We start from the raw sequence: 16,363 nt of genomic DNA, 5'->3' as shown, positions 1-16,363 counted from the left end.
GCAGCGGCGACACCTTCTTGCTGAGCTCCGATTGTCTAAGCCAACTGGGATTGAGCGATGACCCCCATCTACCGCGTCGACGGCAACAGCGTCGTCACCAGCCCGGACGCTGCCGGACCCTGGGACCGGCGCATGCAGCACGGCTCGGCGCCGGCCTCGCTGGTGACGTGGGCGGCCGAGCGCATTCCGACGCCTGTTGCGATGGACGTCGCCCGGGTCACCATCGACCTGATGCGCCCCGTCCCGGTGGCACCGCTCACCATCGTGACCAAGGTTTTGCGCGAGGGCCGCAAGATTCAGCTCTGCGAGGTGAAGCTCTTGGCCGACGGCGTGCAAGTGGTGGGTGCCACCGTGCTCAAGATCAGACGCCAGGCGCAGGCGCTGCCCGATGACATCGGGCAGCTGCCGGTCACGCTGCCCTCGCCGGAGGACTCGCTGGTCGAGGACGGTCACGCCGCCACCAGCCCGTTCGTGCGATCGGTCTCGATGCGCGCCGCGCGCGGCCGTTTCGGCCAAGCCGGCGCCGGCGCGATCTGGTTTCGCGTCGACCATCCGCTGATCGAGGGTGAAGCGATCTCGCAGGCCATGCGTGCCGTGGTCGCTGCCGACTTCTCCAACGGCACGGCATCGGCCCTCGATTTTCGCGCCTGGACCTATATCAACGCCGATCTCACGGTGAGCTTTGCACGCCAGCCGGTCGGCGAGTGGATCCTGCTCGACGGCGAATCCTGGATCGGCCCTGACGGCGCGGGGCTCGCGATGTCGCGGCTGGCCGACAGGCAAGGTTACTTTGGCCGTGCGGTGCAGAGCCTGGTGATCGAGAAGCGGTGAAGTGACGGCAAGCGCGTCATGGTCGTGCATGGCGCCGAATGAACGGCAGACTTCCGCCGCCGCGGAAGGGATGCTCGGCATCCTGCCAGTTCACATTCCGTAGAAGATCTTGATCTCCCACAGCACCACGATGATAGCCGTGATCAACGTGATCGCGGCGACTGCACTTTCCAGGGAAGCGACTCTCATATCGTACTCCGCTTCCCAGCCCCGTCAGCGGTCTAGGTGATTCCCTGATTCGCGGGCAATCGGGTCGGCATTGTCGGCGCGCACTCCGTTGCGCGCTGTGGTGTCGGAGCCACAATGACCACCGTAAAATCCCGGGGATTTACCCCACCATTTCCCATCGGGGACGCTGACAGTTGTGAGCATGGCGACGTCGGCGTGTTGACGGGGAGAGGGAGAGGCGACGCTGTCGCATTGCTCACGGTTAATCCAGCGCTCCTCCGTCGCGCCCACTTAACGGCAGATTAACCATCGCCCGCCAAGAATCCCCTCACGGCCGCCAATCAGGACCGAGAGGGACAGGCGATGGACTTCGATTTTCTCAACAGCAAGACAGCCGCGACCCTGGACGAGATCCGCATCCGCGTCGCCCACGCGCTGGCCCGCCACCCGCTGTGCCGCAACGTGCGGTTCGACATCGTCAGCGTCCCCCGCACCCGTCGCGGCGGCAACTGGACGGTGGCGCTGCAATCGGTCGAGCCGCGTGCGGTGTGGGAGGCCTCCGAGATCGTCGCCGACATCCAGGACGCCTACGAGCTGTCGGCAGCGGCCTGATTTCCTAGGCCTTTTCGGGAAATGTCGCCGCAGGCATGCTGATTGTCGCAGCGAAGGCACACTCAAGCCTTATTTCGTGCCCTTTTTCCCAGCAAATCTAACAAGCTCGTGAAGCGGTCGTTCCCGGAGAGACGTTTGTCCAGAGCCATCACCATCGTCGTGCTGACCTGTTTCCTCGTCCTCGGCGGCGCCGCCACCGCCATTCTCGGCCGCGACAGCGTGCCCAGCGTCAGTGCCGAGATGATCGCGCAGACGCCGGCGCCCAAGCCGCTCGCGACCAACCGCGCCGCCAAAGCCGACCGCCTGGTTCCGACGCTGGCGCTGGCCTCGGCCGCGATCGACCCGGTTCAGGTGCCGGCCGACAAGCTTTTGCAGGCGGCCGCACCGACTGAGCCGCTGCGTCAGGCTTTTGCCGCCGCCACGCCGTCGGATTTTCCGATGCCCAAGGCGAGCACGCAAAAGGCGCCCCCCACCGAGATTCCCGCCGTCGAGGTCCCGGCCAAGCCGAAGGTCGTCGCCAAGCCGCAGCCGCAGAAATCTTATTCGCTGCTGTCCGACGTTCAGATCTCGGGGATCAAGGATCGCCTGAAGCTGTCATCGTCGCAGGAATATTACTGGCCCTCGGTCGAGACCGCGCTGCGCAACGTCGCCCGCAAGATCCAGGCGAACAAGCTGTCAAATCCGAACGCGCCGCCCGGTGCGCAGATCGATCCGAATTGCGATGAGGTCCAGCAGTTGAAGTCGGCCGCGATGCCGCTGCTGTTCCAGCTGCGTGACGACCAGAAGGAAGAAGTGCGCAAGCTCGCCCGCCTCATCGGGCTCGAGAAGGTCGCGCAGCAGATCTGAGGCGCGGTTCCCGCCGGTATCAGGAACATCCGGCAATCCTCACGCGTTGCCCGCTCCAAACAGGGAGTGGCCAATGCGCGCCTCGACAGCTTATTTCGTCGGCGCCGGAACGATCGTCGCCGCCATCGCCATTGGCCTCGGCGGCGGCATCGTCGCCGGCAACATCATGAATCCGATCGCACCGAAGCAGGGTGCGGACACCAGCAAGATGGCGCAGCGCGCCGCAGCCGCTGCATCGGACAATACACCCGCGGCGACGAACGCGCCGTCCGAGCGCGTCCAATACCTCACCGGCTCGCAAGCCTTCGGGGCGATGATTGCCGCGCCCGCACAGGCGCAGGGCGAAGCCAAGCCCCTAGCCAAGCCAGAGACCAAGTCGGAGACGCAGACTGTCCAGGCCGACGCCGAGCCGGCGGCTCCGCGGCCTTCGCAAGCTGCCGCAGTCGAGCCACCCAAGGACGTGATCAAGCCGGCGCCCGCATCCCCTCCACATGCAGCAAAGCCCGGCGAGCAGCAGGCGTCGACAGAGCCGTCCTCCTCACCTGACAATGCCTATGCCAGGGCCAAAGATTCCGACGTGAGGCGCGCCGCCTCCGAGCGGCGCCGGGCGGAGCGCCGCGAGCGCTGGGCCGAGCGCCGTCACTACGAATCCCGTGAACCGCGCGGCATGCGCGACCGCACCGATTGGGACGATGTCGCGCGCAACATCCGCGAAGATTCCGGCGCGCGCGATTATGCGAACCGCCCGCGCAGCACCTTCCCGCAGATCAGGCTGTTCGGGCCCGACGACGACGATTAGCGTGTCGGCGCGCCCAGCTGCTTCCTGAGCGCGCGATCTTCTCCCGGAAGCGATCAGCCGCCGTGCGATTCCACGACCTTGCGGCAGCCGTCGGAGAGCTTCGACTTGTTCTCGCGCAGGCAGGCATTCATCTGCGGCGGCTTGCCGACATGCTCGGCGCAGAATTTGCTGGCGTCGCTGCGGCAGGCCATCTGCTCCTGCGGTGTAGGGCCGGATTGCGCTGCGGCGGGCAGGGCGGTGGCGGCGAGCAGCACCGCGGCAAGAACCGAAATCTTCATAAAGCACCTCTTTGGGATTGTCGCTGGTCCCGCGTGGGATCAAGCAGGCCGGACCATCTCGCGAAGCCGTGCGCGCGGTCCATGCCATGTTCATGGCATCGGCTCGGCCTGATCGCCGCCGCACCCCCATCTTCATGGCATGTATTCGCGCGCCGTCTTTTGCCATTCACACCTGCACGTCGGCTGCGAAACCCAGGTGAGTGCATCGGGACGCCGAACGGGAAGCAGGAGAGCAAGATGTCGAGAAAAGCGGGAGCGCTGAGCGCCGGGTTGACGGTGATGATGCTGGCGGGCGCGGCGATGGTGTCGCTGGGCACGAGCCCGGCGCAGGCGGTGGTGTATTGCAAGACGGTCGGCGTGCCCAAGGGCTGCGTGGTGCGGCCGACCGCTGCGGTGGTGGTCGCGCCCGCGGCCCCGGTCGCCGCGGCAGCGGTGGCGACGCCCGGCGTCGGCGCGCCTGGTGTCGGCGTTCGCGCAGGCACGCCGATGAACCGCGGCGGTCCGGTCAATCGCGTCGGCGTGCGCTGACGAATTCCTTGGATTGAGCTGATTGCATCGTTTCGGGCAACGGCGCCCTGCGGACGAACACCCCCCGTCCTCCGCAAGGCAGACATCCGGCCCGTTCCCTCTCTCCGTGCGTCCCACGCGTTCGGGGAGGGGGCTTTTCAGCCGGCGGCGGCGTCGCTGTCGGGAAAGACTTGCGGCAATTGCAGCCGCACGCGCGTGCCCGAGCCCTCGGAGCTCAGGTCGAGCGCGGCGCCGCAGCGCGCGGCGCGGCTTCTCATGTTGCGCAAGCCCCGCGCGGTCTGGCTCGCGCCCGCGGCTTCGCCATGGCCCGTGAGCGCAAAACCGCAGCCGTCATCCGTCACGCTGATCACGCCATACGGCCCTTGGCCGCTTCGCTGGCCGCCTTCCAGGGTCTCGATCGTCACTGCGATGTGGCGCGCCTTGGCGTGCTTGACGGCATTGGTCACGGCCTCGTCGAGGATGCGCACGATCTGGATGACATGCCAGGGCCGCAGCTCGGGATGCAGCGGCAGGCCTTGCGGCGTCGTCACGCGCCAGTCGAGCGCGATGTCGTGCGGTCGCAATTGCGCCGTCGCGCGCTCGCGCCAGGAGCCGAGCGCGAGCATCAGGTCGCCGCCGATATCGTCCATGGAGTCGATGACGAGGCGCAGGTCCTTCAGCGCCGCGCGGGCCGCGTCAGTGATGGTCGCGCCCTCATGGCCGCGTTCGGACAGTGCCACGATGCTGACGAGCTGTCCGCCGAGGCCGTCGTGCAGGTCACGCATCAGGCGCGTGCGTTCGTTCGCCAGCGCGGCGGCGCGGGCCCGCTCCTCCTCGCGGGCAAAGCTCGCCTTCAGCCGCTCCTCGGCCTCGCGCACGCGGGTGACGAGCTGGCCGGCGAAGCTGTCGATCTGGTTCAGCGCGCGGGCAAAACGCCACGTCAGGCCGGCGCCGATCGCCACCAGCATCGCCGAATAGGACAGGCGCGAGACGAAGATGCGCTCGTTGGTCACGATCTCGAACACCGACAGCATGTCGTGGATCCAGCAGGTCAGCACGATCGTCACCGCGCAGCCGATCGTGAAGCTCGCCGCGTCCCGCCGCCTGATCACCGCGGCCGTGGTGACGCAGGCCATCAGGAACAGGCTGAGCCCGACCGTGGGGATGCCGAGCACCAGGAACAGGATGCGTGGCAGCGGCGGGCCCCCGATCAATCCGACCACGAATATGATCAGCCCCGGCGCGAACAGCAGGGCGCCGTAGCGCGGCCAGCGCCAGCCGAAGAACAGCACGCCGAAGGCGACGATCAGCGCGCTCTCGATCGGCGCGGATGCGAGCAGCACCGCGGGAAGCCGCGATACGGTGAACGGCGGCACCGGCGGCGGCATGAAGGCCTGGATGACGCCGAGCACCATCGCAGCCGCCAGCACGCCATAGACCGGCTCGCGTCGCCGCATCAGCCACATGATCGCGAGGATGACGGCGAGGATCGACTGCCAGGCGGAGAACACCACCTGCAACGTGACGAACAGCAGCGTGCGCGTCTCATAGGCCGGACGCAAGGCTATATCCGGCCCGACATAGACGGTGTCGAGAAATCCCTTCAGCGGTCCCCATACGAACAACCGCACGGTGATCTCGTTGCTGCCGTCGCGCAGCAGCGAGGCCGGGATGAGCGCGATCTGCGGCGTGTTGCGGTCCGGCCGGTTGGCGTTGGCGTCGCGGCAGGAATCGAGCACGACGACGCCGTTGACGGCGACCTCGACCGCATTGCTGAAGCGCGGCAGGTAGACCGACCATCCTGACCCCGCGTCTCCGCGTTTGAAGATGAAAGTGCCGGTATAGAGCGGCGGGTCCGCCAGCGAATAGCGCGACGAGGTGAAGTGCGGCAGCGTCACGGGGCGCGTCATGCCGTCCTCCCGCAACGAGAATGCCGTCACGGCATGATCGTCGGGATCGCTGGGCTGGAGCAGCCGCAGTCCGAGAATGGTGGCGATCACGATCAGCGCCTGGAGCAGCAGATAAGGCAGCAGCCGCGAGGCCAGCAGCCGGGGCCGCGCGGGTTTGCCCGGTGCCTTCGCCGCGATCTCGCTCACAGCTTGATCAGGCCCTGCTGCACCGCCTCGAACACCGCCTCGCTGCGCGTGTGCACCTCGAGCTTGCGATAGATGTTCTTGATGTGGCCCGGCACGGTCTGCCTGGACAGGCCGAGATGGCTGGCGATCTCGGCGTAGCTGAAGCCCTTGGCGATGCCCCAGAGGATGTCGATCTCCCGCGGTGTCAGCCTCGCCGTGTTGAGCACGGGCCCGGGCGGCGGCGCCGCCGAATTCTGCGCCGCTCCTTGTGTTCGGCGGACGATGAAGCGGGCGATCGAGGCCGAGATTGGCGAATGGCCGGCGACCAGATCGCGCACGGTGGTCGCGATGTCGGTGGGGAAGGCGTCCTTCAGGAGATAGCCGGTGGCGCCGACCGTGATCGCCGAGATCACGCTTTCCTCGTCGCCGAGCGCCGAGATCACCATGATCTCGGTGTCGGGAAAGCGCTGGCGGGTTTCGCGGATCAGCTCGACGCCGTGGCCGTCGGGCAGCCTGAGATCGGTCAGCAGCACGCGCGGCACACCCTCGCCGAGCGCGAAGCGGGCCTCACCGAGCGTGCCGGCGCTGCGCACCTCGTAGCCGGCCTTGACCAGCGCATCCTGGAGCCGCCAGCAGGTCGGCGCGTCGTCCTCGACGAGGAGGATGGTGATGGCCTCACCCGTCTCGCCCTGTTCGCTCATGTTCATCGTCCCGCACCGCGTGTCCCCCGCGGCGCGAGCCAGTTTATCCGCAGCGCACTTGCCGTGACACCCATAATCATGGGGCATCGACGGCTGACACTGACCGCAGCAAGGGGAAGTGAGGTACGGCTTTTACAGCGTCTCCATCCTCGGCGGCGGATAGCGCCGCGCCAGCACCGAAAGCGGCAAATGCCGTTCGCCCTCCGGCAGCTCCAGATAGGCCAGCACCAGCGCCCGCTTCCAGTCGCCTACACCGAAGTCCATCGCCATCCATTTCTGCGGTTCGGGGCCGTCGAGGCCCCGGACCCAGACGAAATAGCGGGGGAGGTCGTCGGCCTCCGCTTCCGTCGCGCGTCGTCTGGCCATCAAAGCTGCTCGCTGCATCGCTACACGTTCCGGTAGGAATATAGGTGTCGGCGCGGTGAAGTCGAACGCCTTGCGGCGGACAGGACAAAATCGCGCCCCTCCGCTGCATGTCCGAAAGCCTGAAAATGACCTTCAAGACGGTGACCGAATCAATCCGGATCGCGGCGGATCGGGTACGCGTGTGGGATGCGCTCACCGATCCCCACGCAGGGGAGAGGTGGCGCAACGCTCATTTCAAGACGGATTGGCGCGTCGGCGAGCCCTTCGAGATCGAGGCCGTGATCGGGACGAAGCATTATCGCGACAAGGGCCGCGTCATCGCGGTCGAGCCGCTGATGCTGCTTCGCTGCGCCTATTGGTCGCGCGTCTCCGGTCTGCCGGACCATCCTCAATCCTGGTCGATCATCACCATGGCGCTCCGCGCCGACGAGGCGGAGACGATCCTGACGGTCGACCAGTTGGTGCCGCCTTCACCTCCGCGTTGGGGACCCGGCTGGGAGATCGGCGAAGACTCCGGCTGGAAGCACGCGGCCTTCTACTGGCGCGGCGCGCTCGCGATGTTGAAGCGTGCTGTCGAGGACGAGCGCGGGGGCTGACGTGGAGGCGCTCTGGTCACTGCCAGAGCCGGCTTTCCGCCACGCGGTTGATGTCCGCAAGCCGGCGGCTCGCGTCGGCGTTCAGGTCGATGCTCTCGACCAGCGCCAGCAGACGCTGATAGGCACCATCGGCGACCTGGACCGGCAGCGGAGCCTCGTCAAACGCTTCGATATAGCTGCCGACGAGGCTGCTCAACAGCCGGCACAGGCCGCGCTGCTCAGGGTCGTCGCGACCGAGCGTCTCGAGCTTCTGCTGGAATGTCCGGAAAGTGCGCAGGCCGTGGTGCTGCTCTGAAAGCCACGCGTGCAGGTCGTTCATACTAGCTCCTTCGAGTTATGGAAGAAGCTACCGGCTTTTACAGGGCGGATGTGACAATTGGAAGGGAAGGCTTCGTTGAGCCAGTCCGCCATCGCCAAGACTCCGGCGGGACAGCCTTCGCCGCTTCGCTCCAGTAGAGATGTGCGTGGCTCGCCCAGCCGTAGCTGCGAAGCAGCGAAGGCTGGTGCCCCTGGCCGGAATCGAACCAGCACTCCTTGCGGAACTCGATTTTGAGTCGAGCGCGTCTACCAGTTCCGCCACAGGGGCCCTCGGTCGGCCCCTCCAGGGAGAGCGTCGCGAAGCCGGCGGACTATAGCCATGAACAAAGCGAGGTCAACCCGCGCCAAAGTGATCCCGGCCGTTCTCGACAGCCGCATAGGCCGGGGTTACAGCCTTAAAGCGCGACCCCGTCGAGAAGAGGCTGCCGTGACGACCCAGAGTGCCGCAATAGCTGCGTTCAGGCAGGACAGCGCCGGCCCCGCGCTGACCGCCTCGGTGCTGGTCACTTTGATCGCGACGGCGACCATCGCAGGTGCCTGGTTCTTCCAGCTCGTGCTGGAGATCCTGCCCTGTCCGTTGTGCCTGGAGCAGCGCTACGCCTATTATCTCGCGATCCCGCTCGGCGCGCTGACGGCGCTTGCAGCGCGGAACGGCGCACCGCGGCCGCTGCTGCTCGCGGGACTCGCGATCCTCGCGCTGGCGACGCTCGCCAATGCCGGGCTCGGCACCTATCACTCCGGCGTCGAATGGGGCTTTTGGAAGGGCCCGACCGACTGCTCCGGTCCGGTCGTCAATCTCGGCAGCGCCGCCGATCTGCTGTCGAAGCTCGATACCGTGAAGGTGGTGCGCTGCGACGAGGTTCAGTGGCGCTTCCTCGGCTTTTCGCTCGCCGGCTACAACGTGCTGATCTCGCTCTTGATGGCCGCGCTCGCCGCGTGGGGATTTGTGCGGACGGCGAAGCGCTAGGCAAGCTGCCGTAGGGTGGGCAAAGCGGAGCGTGCCCACCACTCCTAGTGATACCGTCGTAAGAATGGTGGGCACGGCGCTAGTGCGCCTTTTACCCACCCCACGAGAGCTGTGCTCCGCTACGGCAGCTGTGCCCCGTCAATCATCCACATCGTCCTGCGTGCGGCCGAACAGATGCACGATGCCCGGAGTTGCGATCGTGACGAACACGAAGCGCGAGAGGTGATGGGCACCGACGAAGATCGGGTCGATATGCAGGGTGAGTGCCAGCGCCAGCATCGCATCCATCGCGCCCGGCGCGAAGGCGACGACGACGTCCGAGAACTTCACCTGCGTGGTCAGTGCGACGATGCCGACGAAGATCGCGGAGACGGCGATCGCCACAGTAAACGAGCCGAGCGCCGCGTTGATGTGGCCGGCCAGCGTCTTGATCCGCATCCGCGCGAAGCGGCTGCCGATCAGCGCGCCGATGCCGATCAGCGCCACCCCCCGCACCCAGTTCGGCAGGCCGCCTTCGACCCAGCCCACCCCATGCAGCACGCTGGAGGCGATCATCGCGCCGAACATCCAGCTCGCCGGAAACTTGATCAGCCGCAGCAGCAGCGCGGCGGCCAGCGAGGCCGCGACCAGCTCGACGAGGTCGAGCGGCGAGGCGATCGCTGTAGTGAGCGTTGGCGCGGCGGAGGGCGCGACGCCCGCGATCGCGAGCACCATCGGCAGCGCCGCGGTGAGAATGATGACGCGCATGGTCTGCACCACGGCGATGCCCGGCAGGTCGGCGCCGCGCTCGACCGCCAAAATCGTGATCTGCGACAGCGCGCCGGGGCTGCCGGCGAGGAAGGCGGAGGTGCGGTCCCAGCCATGGATGCGCTGGAGGTAATAACTCGAGCCGAAGGTCGAGCAGAAGGTGGCGAGCGCGAGCAGCCCGATGGTTAAGGGATAGGCACTGACCTGCTGGATCAGATGGCGCGACACCACTGATCCGAGCGAGATGCCGAGCAGCACCAGCACGGTCTGGGTCAGGATCGGCGGCAGCGTCAGCTGGCGGCCGGCGATCGCGGCGATGCCGACCGCAATCATCGCGCCCGAGATCAGCCCGCCGGGAAGGCCGGCGAGCAGAAACACGAGGCCGCCGGCGGTGCCAATGACGAGCGTCTCCACCGTGCTCAAGAGCTTGGCACGGCTCGGCCATTCGAACGGCAGGGAGGTGGTGATTTGCTTCACGCCACCTTATCGCAAATCAGCGGCAGGCGCACAATTGCAGGCTGGTCATGCCGCAATGCGCACGCCTCCCGCGGATGCTCGCGAGCCGTATTGTGACGGATTTACTTCTTGTCGGCGGCGGGGGCGGCGGTGCCGGCCTTCGCGCTCTTGATGCATTCGGAGCGGAATTTCTTGCGCTCCTTTCCATGCAGGCCCTTGGCGTCCGCCTGCTTGGAGCATTCCAGCGACTCGGCCGAGCGCTCCTTCGGCGCCTTCTTGTCGATGGTGACGGCATCGGTCTTGGCAGCCGGCGCGGCGGTCTGTGCGAACGCGGTGCCGGAAGCGAGCAGGGAGGCGAGAGCGACGACGGCGAGGCGGGACGTAAAGGTCATGGTGTTGCACTCTTCTTGCGAAAATGGCGAAGGGTTGCGAACGTCGGCTGGTGTTGCTGAACGCGACATGAATAATTTGAACGGCGGCTTCACTATATTTTGGCGGAGGGCGCCATCGCTTCCTTGTCGCAAGCGGCCGACACGCTAGGATAGCAATGTTCGTTTCACTTCCCCAGGGAATGACCAAGGGAAGACCAAGGAGGAGATCAGGGATGACCATTCAATCGAAATTGCTGTGTGCGATTGCGGTGTCGGGGTTTGCCGCGCTGGCGGCGAGCGCACCGGCGCACGCGCTGACCTCGCAGGAGTGCAGCGCGAAATATCAGGCCGCCAAGAAGGACGGCTCGCTCGGCACCATGAAGTGGAATGAATTCCGCAAGGCCCAGTGCGGCGCGGACGCGACCCCCGCCGCCGCGCCGACCGCAGCCGCTCCGGCTGCGCCCGCCGCTCCCGCCGAGCCGAAGCAAGCGAAGAAGGAAGCGGCTCCCGCCGCACCGACCCTGCCGGCGGGACCTGCGGTCTATCCGAATGCGATCGATCCGAAATACTCCAAGGAGACCGCCGGCAAGGCACGCCTGCACACCTGTGTCGACCAGTACAACGCCAACAAGGCCACCAACGGCAATGGCGGCATGAAGTGGATCGAGAAGGGGGGCGGCTATTACAGCGAATGCAACAAGAGGCTGAAAGGCGCCGCCTGAGCTTCGATTTGATGCGATGGCCGGAGCAATGCTCCGGCCATCTTGCTTGGCCCTCTGGCGCGCCTAAAGCGTGATGAGATTGGGATGAATCGTCATCGCGCTTTAGGTTGGTGTTTGAGCATGATCTTTTCGGAAAACCCGCTGCGCACTTTTCCGGATCATGCTCTAATCCAGCAGCTTCTCCGCCGATTTCGCCACCAGCTGCGACCGCTTGCGCGGGCCGCGCTCCACGAACAAAAGGCTTTGGCCGAAGATGAAGCAGTAGAACAGGAAGGCCTGCGCCTCGGCCTCCTCGGCCGCAAGGCCGGTCGCGCGATAGAGCTCGGCGACGTGCTTCAGCCGCACCGCATCCACGCTCGCCACCGCCGCCGCCGCATTCTCGTCCGAGCGGGCCCATTGCCGGATCGCGAGCTCGATCGCCATGCCTTCCGGGTTGAGCCGCTCCGAATAGAGCTGGATCACCGCCCTCAGCCGCTCGCGCGGCGCCTCGCCGTCCAGGCTGGTCTGCTGCGCGATTGACGCCGCGCGTCCCTCGCGCCAGCGTTCCAGCATGAGATCGAGCAGTGCAGCCCGGTCGGAGAAGCGGCGGTAGAACCCGCCTTTGGTGACGCCGAGATTCTTGGCGAGCACTTCGACCCGGACACCCTCGACCCCCGAGCGGGCGAGCTCGGCAAACCCCGCCTCGACCCAGACGTCGCGCTTGCCCTCGCTCATGAAGTCGCCTCACCGGTTCTTGATACGGTGCCGTATTGCTAACGCGGCGAGCCCCTGATACGCTACCGTATCAAAGCCAAAAAGGCACCAAAAAGTCAGCAAGAAAAAGGGCAGGGAGACATTGCGATGGAGCAGGAGGCGACCTATCGCGGCACGGTGTATCCGTGGCAATGCGATCATGTCGGCCACATGAACATCATGTGGTATGTCGGCAAGTTCGACGAAGCCAACTGGAATCTGTTCGCTCGCCTCGGGCTGACGCCGAGCTATCTGCGTTCCTCCGGCCGTGGCATGGCCGCCGTGCAGCAGAACATCACCTACAGGCGCGAGCTGCTCGCCGGCGACATCGTCGAGATCCGCAGCCACTTGCTCGAGGTCCGCGACAAGTCGATCCGCTTCCGGCACGACATGACGAATGCCGAGACTGGCGAGATCGCCGCAATTTGCGAGATCACGGGTGTGCACATGGACCGTGGGCTGCGCAAGTCGACGCCGTTCGCGGACGCGATCCGGGCGGTCGCTTTGAAACATCTCGCCGAACCGGCCGAGGTCTGAGTCATGACCGCATTCCAGCCGAAAAACCCGGGCTATCGCGCAGCGACTATTGCCATGTTCGAGAGCCAGCCGGCGATGCGTACGCTCGGTATCGCAATCGTACGGCTCGCGCCGGGCCAGGTCGAGCTGGCAATGCTGCACGCGCCGGCTTTGACGCAACAGAACGGCTTCATCCATGCCGGCATCATCACCGCGGGCCTCGACAATGCCTGCGGCGTTGCTGCCTTCAGCCTGATGCCGCACGAGGCGGACATCCTGACCGTCGAGTTCAAGACCACGCTGCTCGCACCCGCCCGCGGCACGCGCTTCATCTTCAAGGCCGAGGTGATCAAGCCCGGCCGCACGCTGACCTTCTGCGAGGCCAAAGCCTTTGCCGAGCATGAGGGCACGACCGCGCTGATCGCCACCATGACCGGGACCTTGATGGCGATGCTGCCGCGCGCGGCGGCTTAAGCCCGTCGGACACGATTTGCGCAGGGCGCGGCAATGACATCGCGCCCGCGAAGTTCTATATGACCCGTAACAATTGCCGGTCCTGGGCCGTATTCTTGCGGGATGGGACCGAAACGGGACGAGATATGACTGGATTTGGCAAGAAAGGCCTCGTGGCGACGCGGCGTAGTGCGTTGACGTTGATTGGGGCGGGCGCGCTTGCTGCGGGCGGGATCACCTCGGCGCTGGCGGCGGCAGACGATGACGAGGTGCTGACCGAAGCCAAGGTGCTGCGCGATCCCGAGACGCCGGTCGCCGGCAATCCCGATGGCAACATCACCATCGTCGAGTGGTCCGACTACAATTGTCCCTATTGCCGCAAGCTCGAGCCCGAGCTGCGCCAGGTGGTCCAGGACGACGGCAAGGTGCGGCTGGTGATCAAGGACTGGCCGGTCCTCGGTCCGGTCTCAGTCACCGCGGCGCGGATTGCGCTCGCGGCAAAATTCCAGGACAAGTATCACCAGGCCCATGATGCCATGATGGCCGTCAGCTCCCGCCTCACCGAGCCGCGCATCAACGAGCTGCTGGCGGCTGCCGGCGTCGACATGGACCGCCTGAAACGCGATCTCACCGGTCATGCCAAGGACATCGACGCCATCCTCAAGCGCAACAACGAGCAGGCGGAAGCCTTCGGTTTCCGCGGCACGCCTTCGTTCATCGTCGGCAAGTACCGCGTGCCGGGCGTGCTCAGCATGAACGAGTTCGAGCAGGTCATTGCCGACGCCCGCAAGGCCAAGATGAACTGAGCTGGCGCATCGATCACAGCCAACGCGACGGCGCCGCCGCGAAGCCGCGACGGCGCCTTGTTCATTTGGCAAGTCGAGAATACTTCGTCCGAATTACTTCGATGAGATTCGGACCCAGTCCTTGTGCGCGCGATCGCGCAGCGCGTTCCAATCGGCCTTCGCGACGTCCCAGTTTACGATGGTGCGGTTGGTGGCCGCGACGTCGCCATTGGCGACCGAGGACGTCTGCATGGAGTCATAGGCGTAGACGCCGCACACGAGCAGCAGCGCGCCCAGGATCATTCCGAAAAAAGTCTGCATTTGCGAACCTCCGGTGACGGGCGATAACGTCGGCCCGGAGTGATGGTTCCGCGGCGATGCGGCGCATGTAAGGAGAGATCGTTCATTCCCCATTCAGCCATTCCAACAGCTCCGCATTGATCTCGCGCGGATAGGTGTGGCTGAGATCGTCGATCTCGCGATAGGTGATGTTGGCGCCCGCCGCCGAGAGCGCAGCTTGGGTTTGGCGCGCGGTCTGCACCGGAAACATCCAGTCGAGCTTGCCGTGGGTGATGAAGATGGGGAGGCCTTGCAGGCGCGTGGCGTCCGCAATCTCCGCCATTAGCGGATGGAATGTCGCCGACACCGGCGCGAGATGCGTGAAGGGCGAAGCGCCGTCGAGGCCTGTAACGTAGCAGAAGGTGCCGCCGTCGCTCATGCCGGTCAGCAGCAGGCGCGAGGCATCGATGCTCCAGCGGCTGCGGACAGTCTTAAGGATACGCATCAGGTTCGGCGTGTCGGAATCGTCGCCCATCAGTGCCCAGGTCGGGCCGGTTGCAGTCGGAGCCACCAGGATCGCGCCGAGGCTGCGGGCGTCGCGCAGCCAACTCCAGAGAAAACCACGGCCGTTGCCGCTGCCGCCATGCAGCGCCATCACCAGCGGCATGGCGAGATCGGGCCTGTAATATTCGGGCACATAGACCGAGAAGCCGCCGCGGCTGCCGGGCTCATTTTGATCGTGGAAGATGCCGGTGCCGTCGCCCGCGCCGGCTTCGAGCCGCGCCAGCAGATCGCCGTTGTCGCGATTGGCGGCGTTGAGGAAGAAGCTGCTCACCGGCGGAAACTGCGCCGCCATCGGATAGAGCGCCTCCTGCGCACGCGGGACGTGACGCAGCGCGCGGAAGACCGCGACGAGATCGCCATTGCCGCGCTCGACATCGCGGATGCCGGCAAGGGCGGCGAGCGTCTCGTTGCAGGCGCGATCGAGCCGCTCGCGTAATCCGGCGAACTGCTCCGGCCATTCTCCGATCGCTCTATGTGCCGCCTGCAGCGTCTTGTCAGGCCTGCCGATTGCATTCATCACCGAGGCGAAGGCCGGCGGATGCAAATGCCGCTGGAAGAAACCGAGCGCTTCCAGCGCATTGAGCAGCGGCGGCAGCAGGGCCACGATGTCGTCGATCACGGCCTCGCTCATCGCGGCTACCCCAGTATGGGATCAATGCAGCTTCGGCGCCTTCAGAAGCTTGAAGCGGTCGGTCGAGGTCACCGTGACATCGAAAGTGACGCCTTCATGATGAACGGTGAGCGGTATATCGACGCCGGCAGCGCCGAGCGCCCACATCTTCCTGTAGAAGCCGGTCTGGCTCCTGACCTTCTCGCCGTCGACGGCGAGGATGACGTCGCCCGTCTTGAGCTCGGCACGCGCGGCCGGGCCGTTGGCGGAGATCCCGATCACCACCACACGGTTGTCGATCTCGGTCGAGTAGAGCCCGAGCCACGGCCGTGCCGGTTTGTTGACGCGGCCGAACTTGCGCAAGTCATCGAGGATCGGCTTCAACAGGTCGATCGGCACGATCATGTTGACGTGCTCGGCGTTGCCTTCACGCTCGCGTTCGAGCTGGAGCGAGCCGATGCCGATCAATTCGCCGCGCTCGTTGAGCAGTGCCGTGCCGCCCCAGTTGGGGTGCGCAGGATAAGTGAAGATGGCCTCGTCCAGCAGATATTCCCAATAGCCGGCGAATTCCTGCTTGGCGACGATCTGGCTCGCGACCGAGCGCGTGCGCCCGCCGGCGCCGCCGACCACGACGCGGTCGCCGATGCGGGTGTCGGCCGAGTTGCCGAGCGGCAAGGGCTCGAGGTCGAGCCTGCCGAGCGCCTGCACGAGGCCGAAGCCGGTGACGGAATCGAAGCCGAGCACATGCCCCTCGACGACGCGCCCGTCGGCGAGGTGTAGCCACACCGATTCCGCCTCGGTGATGAGATAGCCGATGGTCAGCACCAACCCGTCATCGATCACGACGCCATTGCCGGCGCGTTCGGTACCCAATGTTTCGGCGCTGAAAGCGTCCGGCGGGATGATGGCGTGCAGGCCGACGACGGAGCCGAGCGCGTGATCGAGATCGAAACCGTAGTCGCTCGCACGCGGCTGGTTGGCCGGCGGCACTCTCCATTCGGTTAGAACGGCCATGGAGGTCTCCTGATTTGCGAGCGGTCCCTTCGCCGCCAAGCGAGGGCAGG

The 16,363-nt window shown here is 65.9% G+C and carries 22 protein-coding genes and 1 tRNA gene; 11 read left to right on the top strand and 12 right to left on the bottom strand.

From position 1 onward, the window contains the following. Positions 1–57 precede the first annotated feature (57 nt). From AC5V87_RS36720 to AC5V87_RS36705, 4 genes are all read left to right on the top strand, one after another. A complete protein-coding gene (locus tag AC5V87_RS36720; RefSeq protein WP_456842302.1) occupies positions 58–831 on the top strand; it encodes a thioesterase family protein in 774 nt (257 codons plus the stop codon). A gap of 531 nt (positions 832–1,362) precedes the next feature. After that, complete coding sequence (locus AC5V87_RS36715; RefSeq protein ID WP_495369368.1) at positions 1,363–1,611, top strand: hypothetical protein; 249 nt, start codon at positions 1,363–1,365, stop codon at positions 1,609–1,611. 135 nt (positions 1,612–1,746) lie between these two features. Beyond that, positions 1,747–2,457: a hypothetical protein gene (locus AC5V87_RS36710; protein ID WP_495369367.1), complete on the top strand. Its 711-nt coding sequence runs from the start codon at positions 1,747–1,749 to the stop codon at positions 2,455–2,457. Between the two features lie 73 nt (positions 2,458–2,530). After that, on the top strand, positions 2,531–3,256 hold the full coding sequence (locus AC5V87_RS36705; protein WP_495369366.1) for a hypothetical protein: 726 nt from the start codon (positions 2,531–2,533) through the stop codon (positions 3,254–3,256). A gap of 53 nt (positions 3,257–3,309) precedes the next feature. On the opposite strand, the gene AC5V87_RS36700 is transcribed toward AC5V87_RS36705, so the two are convergent. Next, positions 3,310–3,534: a cysteine rich repeat-containing protein gene (locus AC5V87_RS36700; protein ID WP_456842306.1), complete on the bottom strand. Its 225-nt coding sequence runs from the start codon at positions 3,532–3,534 to the stop codon at positions 3,310–3,312. Between the two features lie 237 nt (positions 3,535–3,771). Between AC5V87_RS36700 and AC5V87_RS36695 the strand changes: the two genes are divergently transcribed. After that, the gene (locus AC5V87_RS36695) at positions 3,772–4,062 is read left to right on the top strand and encodes a hypothetical protein (protein WP_456842307.1); all 291 of its coding nucleotides are present in this window, start codon (positions 3,772–3,774) and stop codon (positions 4,060–4,062) included. Positions 4,063–4,199: 137 nt separating this feature from the next. Here the strand turns inward: AC5V87_RS36695 and AC5V87_RS36690 are convergent, their stop codons facing one another. From AC5V87_RS36690 to AC5V87_RS36680, 3 genes are all read right to left on the bottom strand, one after another. Continuing rightward, the gene (locus tag AC5V87_RS36690) at positions 4,200–6,137 is read right to left on the bottom strand and encodes a sensor histidine kinase (protein ID WP_495369365.1); all 1,938 of its coding nucleotides are present in this window, start codon (positions 6,135–6,137) and stop codon (positions 4,200–4,202) included. Then, the gene (locus AC5V87_RS36685; RefSeq protein ID WP_456842309.1) at positions 6,134–6,817 is read right to left on the bottom strand and encodes a response regulator; all 684 of its coding nucleotides are present in this window, start codon (positions 6,815–6,817) and stop codon (positions 6,134–6,136) included. Before AC5V87_RS36685 ends, AC5V87_RS36690 begins: the two co-directional genes overlap by 4 nt. Positions 6,818–6,949: 132 nt before the next feature. Beyond that, positions 6,950–7,183 (bottom strand): hypothetical protein, encoded by a 234-nt coding sequence (locus tag AC5V87_RS36680; RefSeq protein ID WP_456842310.1) that lies wholly within the window; start codon positions 7,181–7,183, stop codon positions 6,950–6,952. 125 nt (positions 7,184–7,308) lie between these two features. Between AC5V87_RS36680 and AC5V87_RS36675 the strand changes: the two genes are divergently transcribed. Beyond that, a complete protein-coding gene (locus AC5V87_RS36675; RefSeq protein ID WP_495369364.1) occupies positions 7,309–7,779 on the top strand; it encodes an SRPBCC family protein in 471 nt (156 codons plus the stop codon). Between the two features lie 16 nt (positions 7,780–7,795). Here AC5V87_RS36675 and AC5V87_RS36670 read toward each other — a convergent pair whose 3' ends face one another. Further along, positions 7,796–8,098 carry a hypothetical protein gene (locus tag AC5V87_RS36670; RefSeq protein ID WP_495369363.1) on the bottom strand — a complete coding sequence of 101 codons (303 nt, stop codon included), beginning with the start codon at positions 8,096–8,098 and terminating at the stop codon, positions 7,796–7,798. Between the two features lie 182 nt (positions 8,099–8,280). Beyond that, positions 8,281–8,365: transfer RNA gene (locus AC5V87_RS36665), tRNA-Leu, on the bottom strand. 159 nt (positions 8,366–8,524) lie between these two features. Here AC5V87_RS36665 and AC5V87_RS36660 point away from each other — a divergent pair. Further along, positions 8,525–9,064, top strand: coding sequence for a disulfide bond formation protein B (locus AC5V87_RS36660; RefSeq protein WP_456842313.1), 540 nt, complete (start codon positions 8,525–8,527; stop codon positions 9,062–9,064). Positions 9,065–9,202: 138 nt separating this feature from the next. On the opposite strand, the gene AC5V87_RS36655 is transcribed toward AC5V87_RS36660, so the two are convergent. After that, entirely contained in the window at positions 9,203–10,288 is a 1,086-nt protein-coding gene (locus AC5V87_RS36655) for an AbrB family transcriptional regulator (RefSeq protein ID WP_456842314.1), read from the bottom strand. Positions 10,289–10,389: 101 nt separating this feature from the next. Continuing rightward, positions 10,390–10,659 carry a PsiF family protein gene (locus AC5V87_RS36650; RefSeq protein ID WP_495369362.1) on the bottom strand — a complete coding sequence of 90 codons (270 nt, stop codon included), beginning with the start codon at positions 10,657–10,659 and terminating at the stop codon, positions 10,390–10,392. A gap of 212 nt (positions 10,660–10,871) precedes the next feature. Here AC5V87_RS36650 and AC5V87_RS36645 point away from each other — a divergent pair, with 212 nt between their 5' ends. Further along, a complete protein-coding gene (locus AC5V87_RS36645; RefSeq protein WP_456842316.1) occupies positions 10,872–11,360 on the top strand; it encodes a hypothetical protein in 489 nt (162 codons plus the stop codon). Between the two features lie 165 nt (positions 11,361–11,525). Here the strand turns inward: AC5V87_RS36645 and AC5V87_RS36640 are convergent, their stop codons facing one another. Then, complete coding sequence (locus AC5V87_RS36640) at positions 11,526–12,074, bottom strand: TetR/AcrR family transcriptional regulator (RefSeq protein WP_456842317.1); 549 nt, start codon at positions 12,072–12,074, stop codon at positions 11,526–11,528. A gap of 126 nt (positions 12,075–12,200) precedes the next feature. Between AC5V87_RS36640 and AC5V87_RS36635 the strand changes: the two genes are divergently transcribed. From AC5V87_RS36635 to AC5V87_RS36625, 3 genes are all read left to right on the top strand, one after another. Then, complete coding sequence (locus AC5V87_RS36635) at positions 12,201–12,629, top strand: acyl-CoA thioesterase (RefSeq protein WP_456842318.1); 429 nt, start codon at positions 12,201–12,203, stop codon at positions 12,627–12,629. Between the two features lie 3 nt (positions 12,630–12,632). Continuing rightward, positions 12,633–13,082 carry a PaaI family thioesterase gene (locus tag AC5V87_RS36630; protein WP_495369361.1) on the top strand — a complete coding sequence of 150 codons (450 nt, stop codon included), beginning with the start codon at positions 12,633–12,635 and terminating at the stop codon, positions 13,080–13,082. Positions 13,083–13,207: 125 nt separating this feature from the next. Further along, on the top strand, positions 13,208–13,867 hold the full coding sequence (locus AC5V87_RS36625; protein ID WP_495369360.1) for a DsbA family protein: 660 nt from the start codon (positions 13,208–13,210) through the stop codon (positions 13,865–13,867). A 93-nt stretch (positions 13,868–13,960) separates the two neighbouring features. On the opposite strand, the gene AC5V87_RS36620 is transcribed toward AC5V87_RS36625, so the two are convergent. From AC5V87_RS36620 to AC5V87_RS36610, 3 genes are all read right to left on the bottom strand, one after another. Next, a complete protein-coding gene (locus AC5V87_RS36620; protein ID WP_495369359.1) occupies positions 13,961–14,167 on the bottom strand; it encodes a hypothetical protein in 207 nt (68 codons plus the stop codon). Positions 14,168–14,249: 82 nt separating this feature from the next. Beyond that, positions 14,250–15,320 carry a carboxylesterase family protein gene (locus AC5V87_RS36615; protein ID WP_495369358.1) on the bottom strand — a complete coding sequence of 357 codons (1,071 nt, stop codon included), beginning with the start codon at positions 15,318–15,320 and terminating at the stop codon, positions 14,250–14,252. Positions 15,321–15,341: 21 nt separating this feature from the next. Continuing rightward, complete coding sequence (locus AC5V87_RS36610; RefSeq protein ID WP_456842323.1) at positions 15,342–16,313, bottom strand: S1C family serine protease; 972 nt, start codon at positions 16,311–16,313, stop codon at positions 15,342–15,344. Positions 16,314–16,363 lie beyond the last annotated feature (50 nt).

It is taken from the genome of Bradyrhizobium sp. SOJA106 (assembly GCF_059448745.1).
This window is presented reverse-complemented; position numbering and strand designations above follow the sequence as displayed.

What these genes read in the sequence shown, in the direction of transcription:
- AC5V87_RS36685 (WP_456842309.1), bottom strand. Translation starts at nt 6,817, where the DNA reads ATGAGCGAACAGGGCGAGACGGGTGAGGCCATCACCATCCTCCTCGTC.
- AC5V87_RS36610 (WP_456842323.1), bottom strand. Translation starts at nt 16,313, where the DNA reads ATGGCCGTTCTAACCGAATGGAGAGTGCCGCCGGCCAACCAGCCGCGT.
- AC5V87_RS36705 (WP_495369366.1), top strand. Translation starts at nt 2,531, where the DNA reads ATGCGCGCCTCGACAGCTTATTTCGTCGGCGCCGGAACGATCGTCGCC.
- AC5V87_RS36615 (WP_495369358.1), bottom strand. Translation starts at nt 15,320, where the DNA reads ATGAGCGAGGCCGTGATCGACGACATCGTGGCCCTGCTGCCGCCGCTG.
- AC5V87_RS36635 (WP_456842318.1), top strand. Translation starts at nt 12,201, where the DNA reads ATGGAGCAGGAGGCGACCTATCGCGGCACGGTGTATCCGTGGCAATGC.
- AC5V87_RS36650 (WP_495369362.1), bottom strand. Translation starts at nt 10,659, where the DNA reads ATGACCTTTACGTCCCGCCTCGCCGTCGTCGCTCTCGCCTCCCTGCTC.
- AC5V87_RS36640 (WP_456842317.1), bottom strand. Translation starts at nt 12,074, where the DNA reads ATGAGCGAGGGCAAGCGCGACGTCTGGGTCGAGGCGGGGTTTGCCGAG.
- AC5V87_RS36620 (WP_495369359.1), bottom strand. Translation starts at nt 14,167, where the DNA reads ATGCAGACTTTTTTCGGAATGATCCTGGGCGCGCTGCTGCTCGTGTGC.
- AC5V87_RS36715 (WP_495369368.1), top strand. Translation starts at nt 1,363, where the DNA reads ATGGACTTCGATTTTCTCAACAGCAAGACAGCCGCGACCCTGGACGAG.
- AC5V87_RS36720 (WP_456842302.1), top strand. Translation starts at nt 58, where the DNA reads ATGACCCCCATCTACCGCGTCGACGGCAACAGCGTCGTCACCAGCCCG.
- AC5V87_RS36630 (WP_495369361.1), top strand. Translation starts at nt 12,633, where the DNA reads ATGACCGCATTCCAGCCGAAAAACCCGGGCTATCGCGCAGCGACTATT.
- AC5V87_RS36675 (WP_495369364.1), top strand. Translation starts at nt 7,309, where the DNA reads ATGACCTTCAAGACGGTGACCGAATCAATCCGGATCGCGGCGGATCGG.
- AC5V87_RS36625 (WP_495369360.1), top strand. Translation starts at nt 13,208, where the DNA reads ATGACTGGATTTGGCAAGAAAGGCCTCGTGGCGACGCGGCGTAGTGCG.
- AC5V87_RS36695 (WP_456842307.1), top strand. Translation starts at nt 3,772, where the DNA reads ATGTCGAGAAAAGCGGGAGCGCTGAGCGCCGGGTTGACGGTGATGATG.
- AC5V87_RS36700 (WP_456842306.1), bottom strand. Translation starts at nt 3,534, where the DNA reads ATGAAGATTTCGGTTCTTGCCGCGGTGCTGCTCGCCGCCACCGCCCTG.
- AC5V87_RS36670 (WP_495369363.1), bottom strand. Translation starts at nt 8,098, where the DNA reads ATGAACGACCTGCACGCGTGGCTTTCAGAGCAGCACCACGGCCTGCGC.
- AC5V87_RS36645 (WP_456842316.1), top strand. Translation starts at nt 10,872, where the DNA reads ATGACCATTCAATCGAAATTGCTGTGTGCGATTGCGGTGTCGGGGTTT.
- AC5V87_RS36680 (WP_456842310.1), bottom strand. Translation starts at nt 7,183, where the DNA reads ATGGCCAGACGACGCGCGACGGAAGCGGAGGCCGACGACCTCCCCCGC.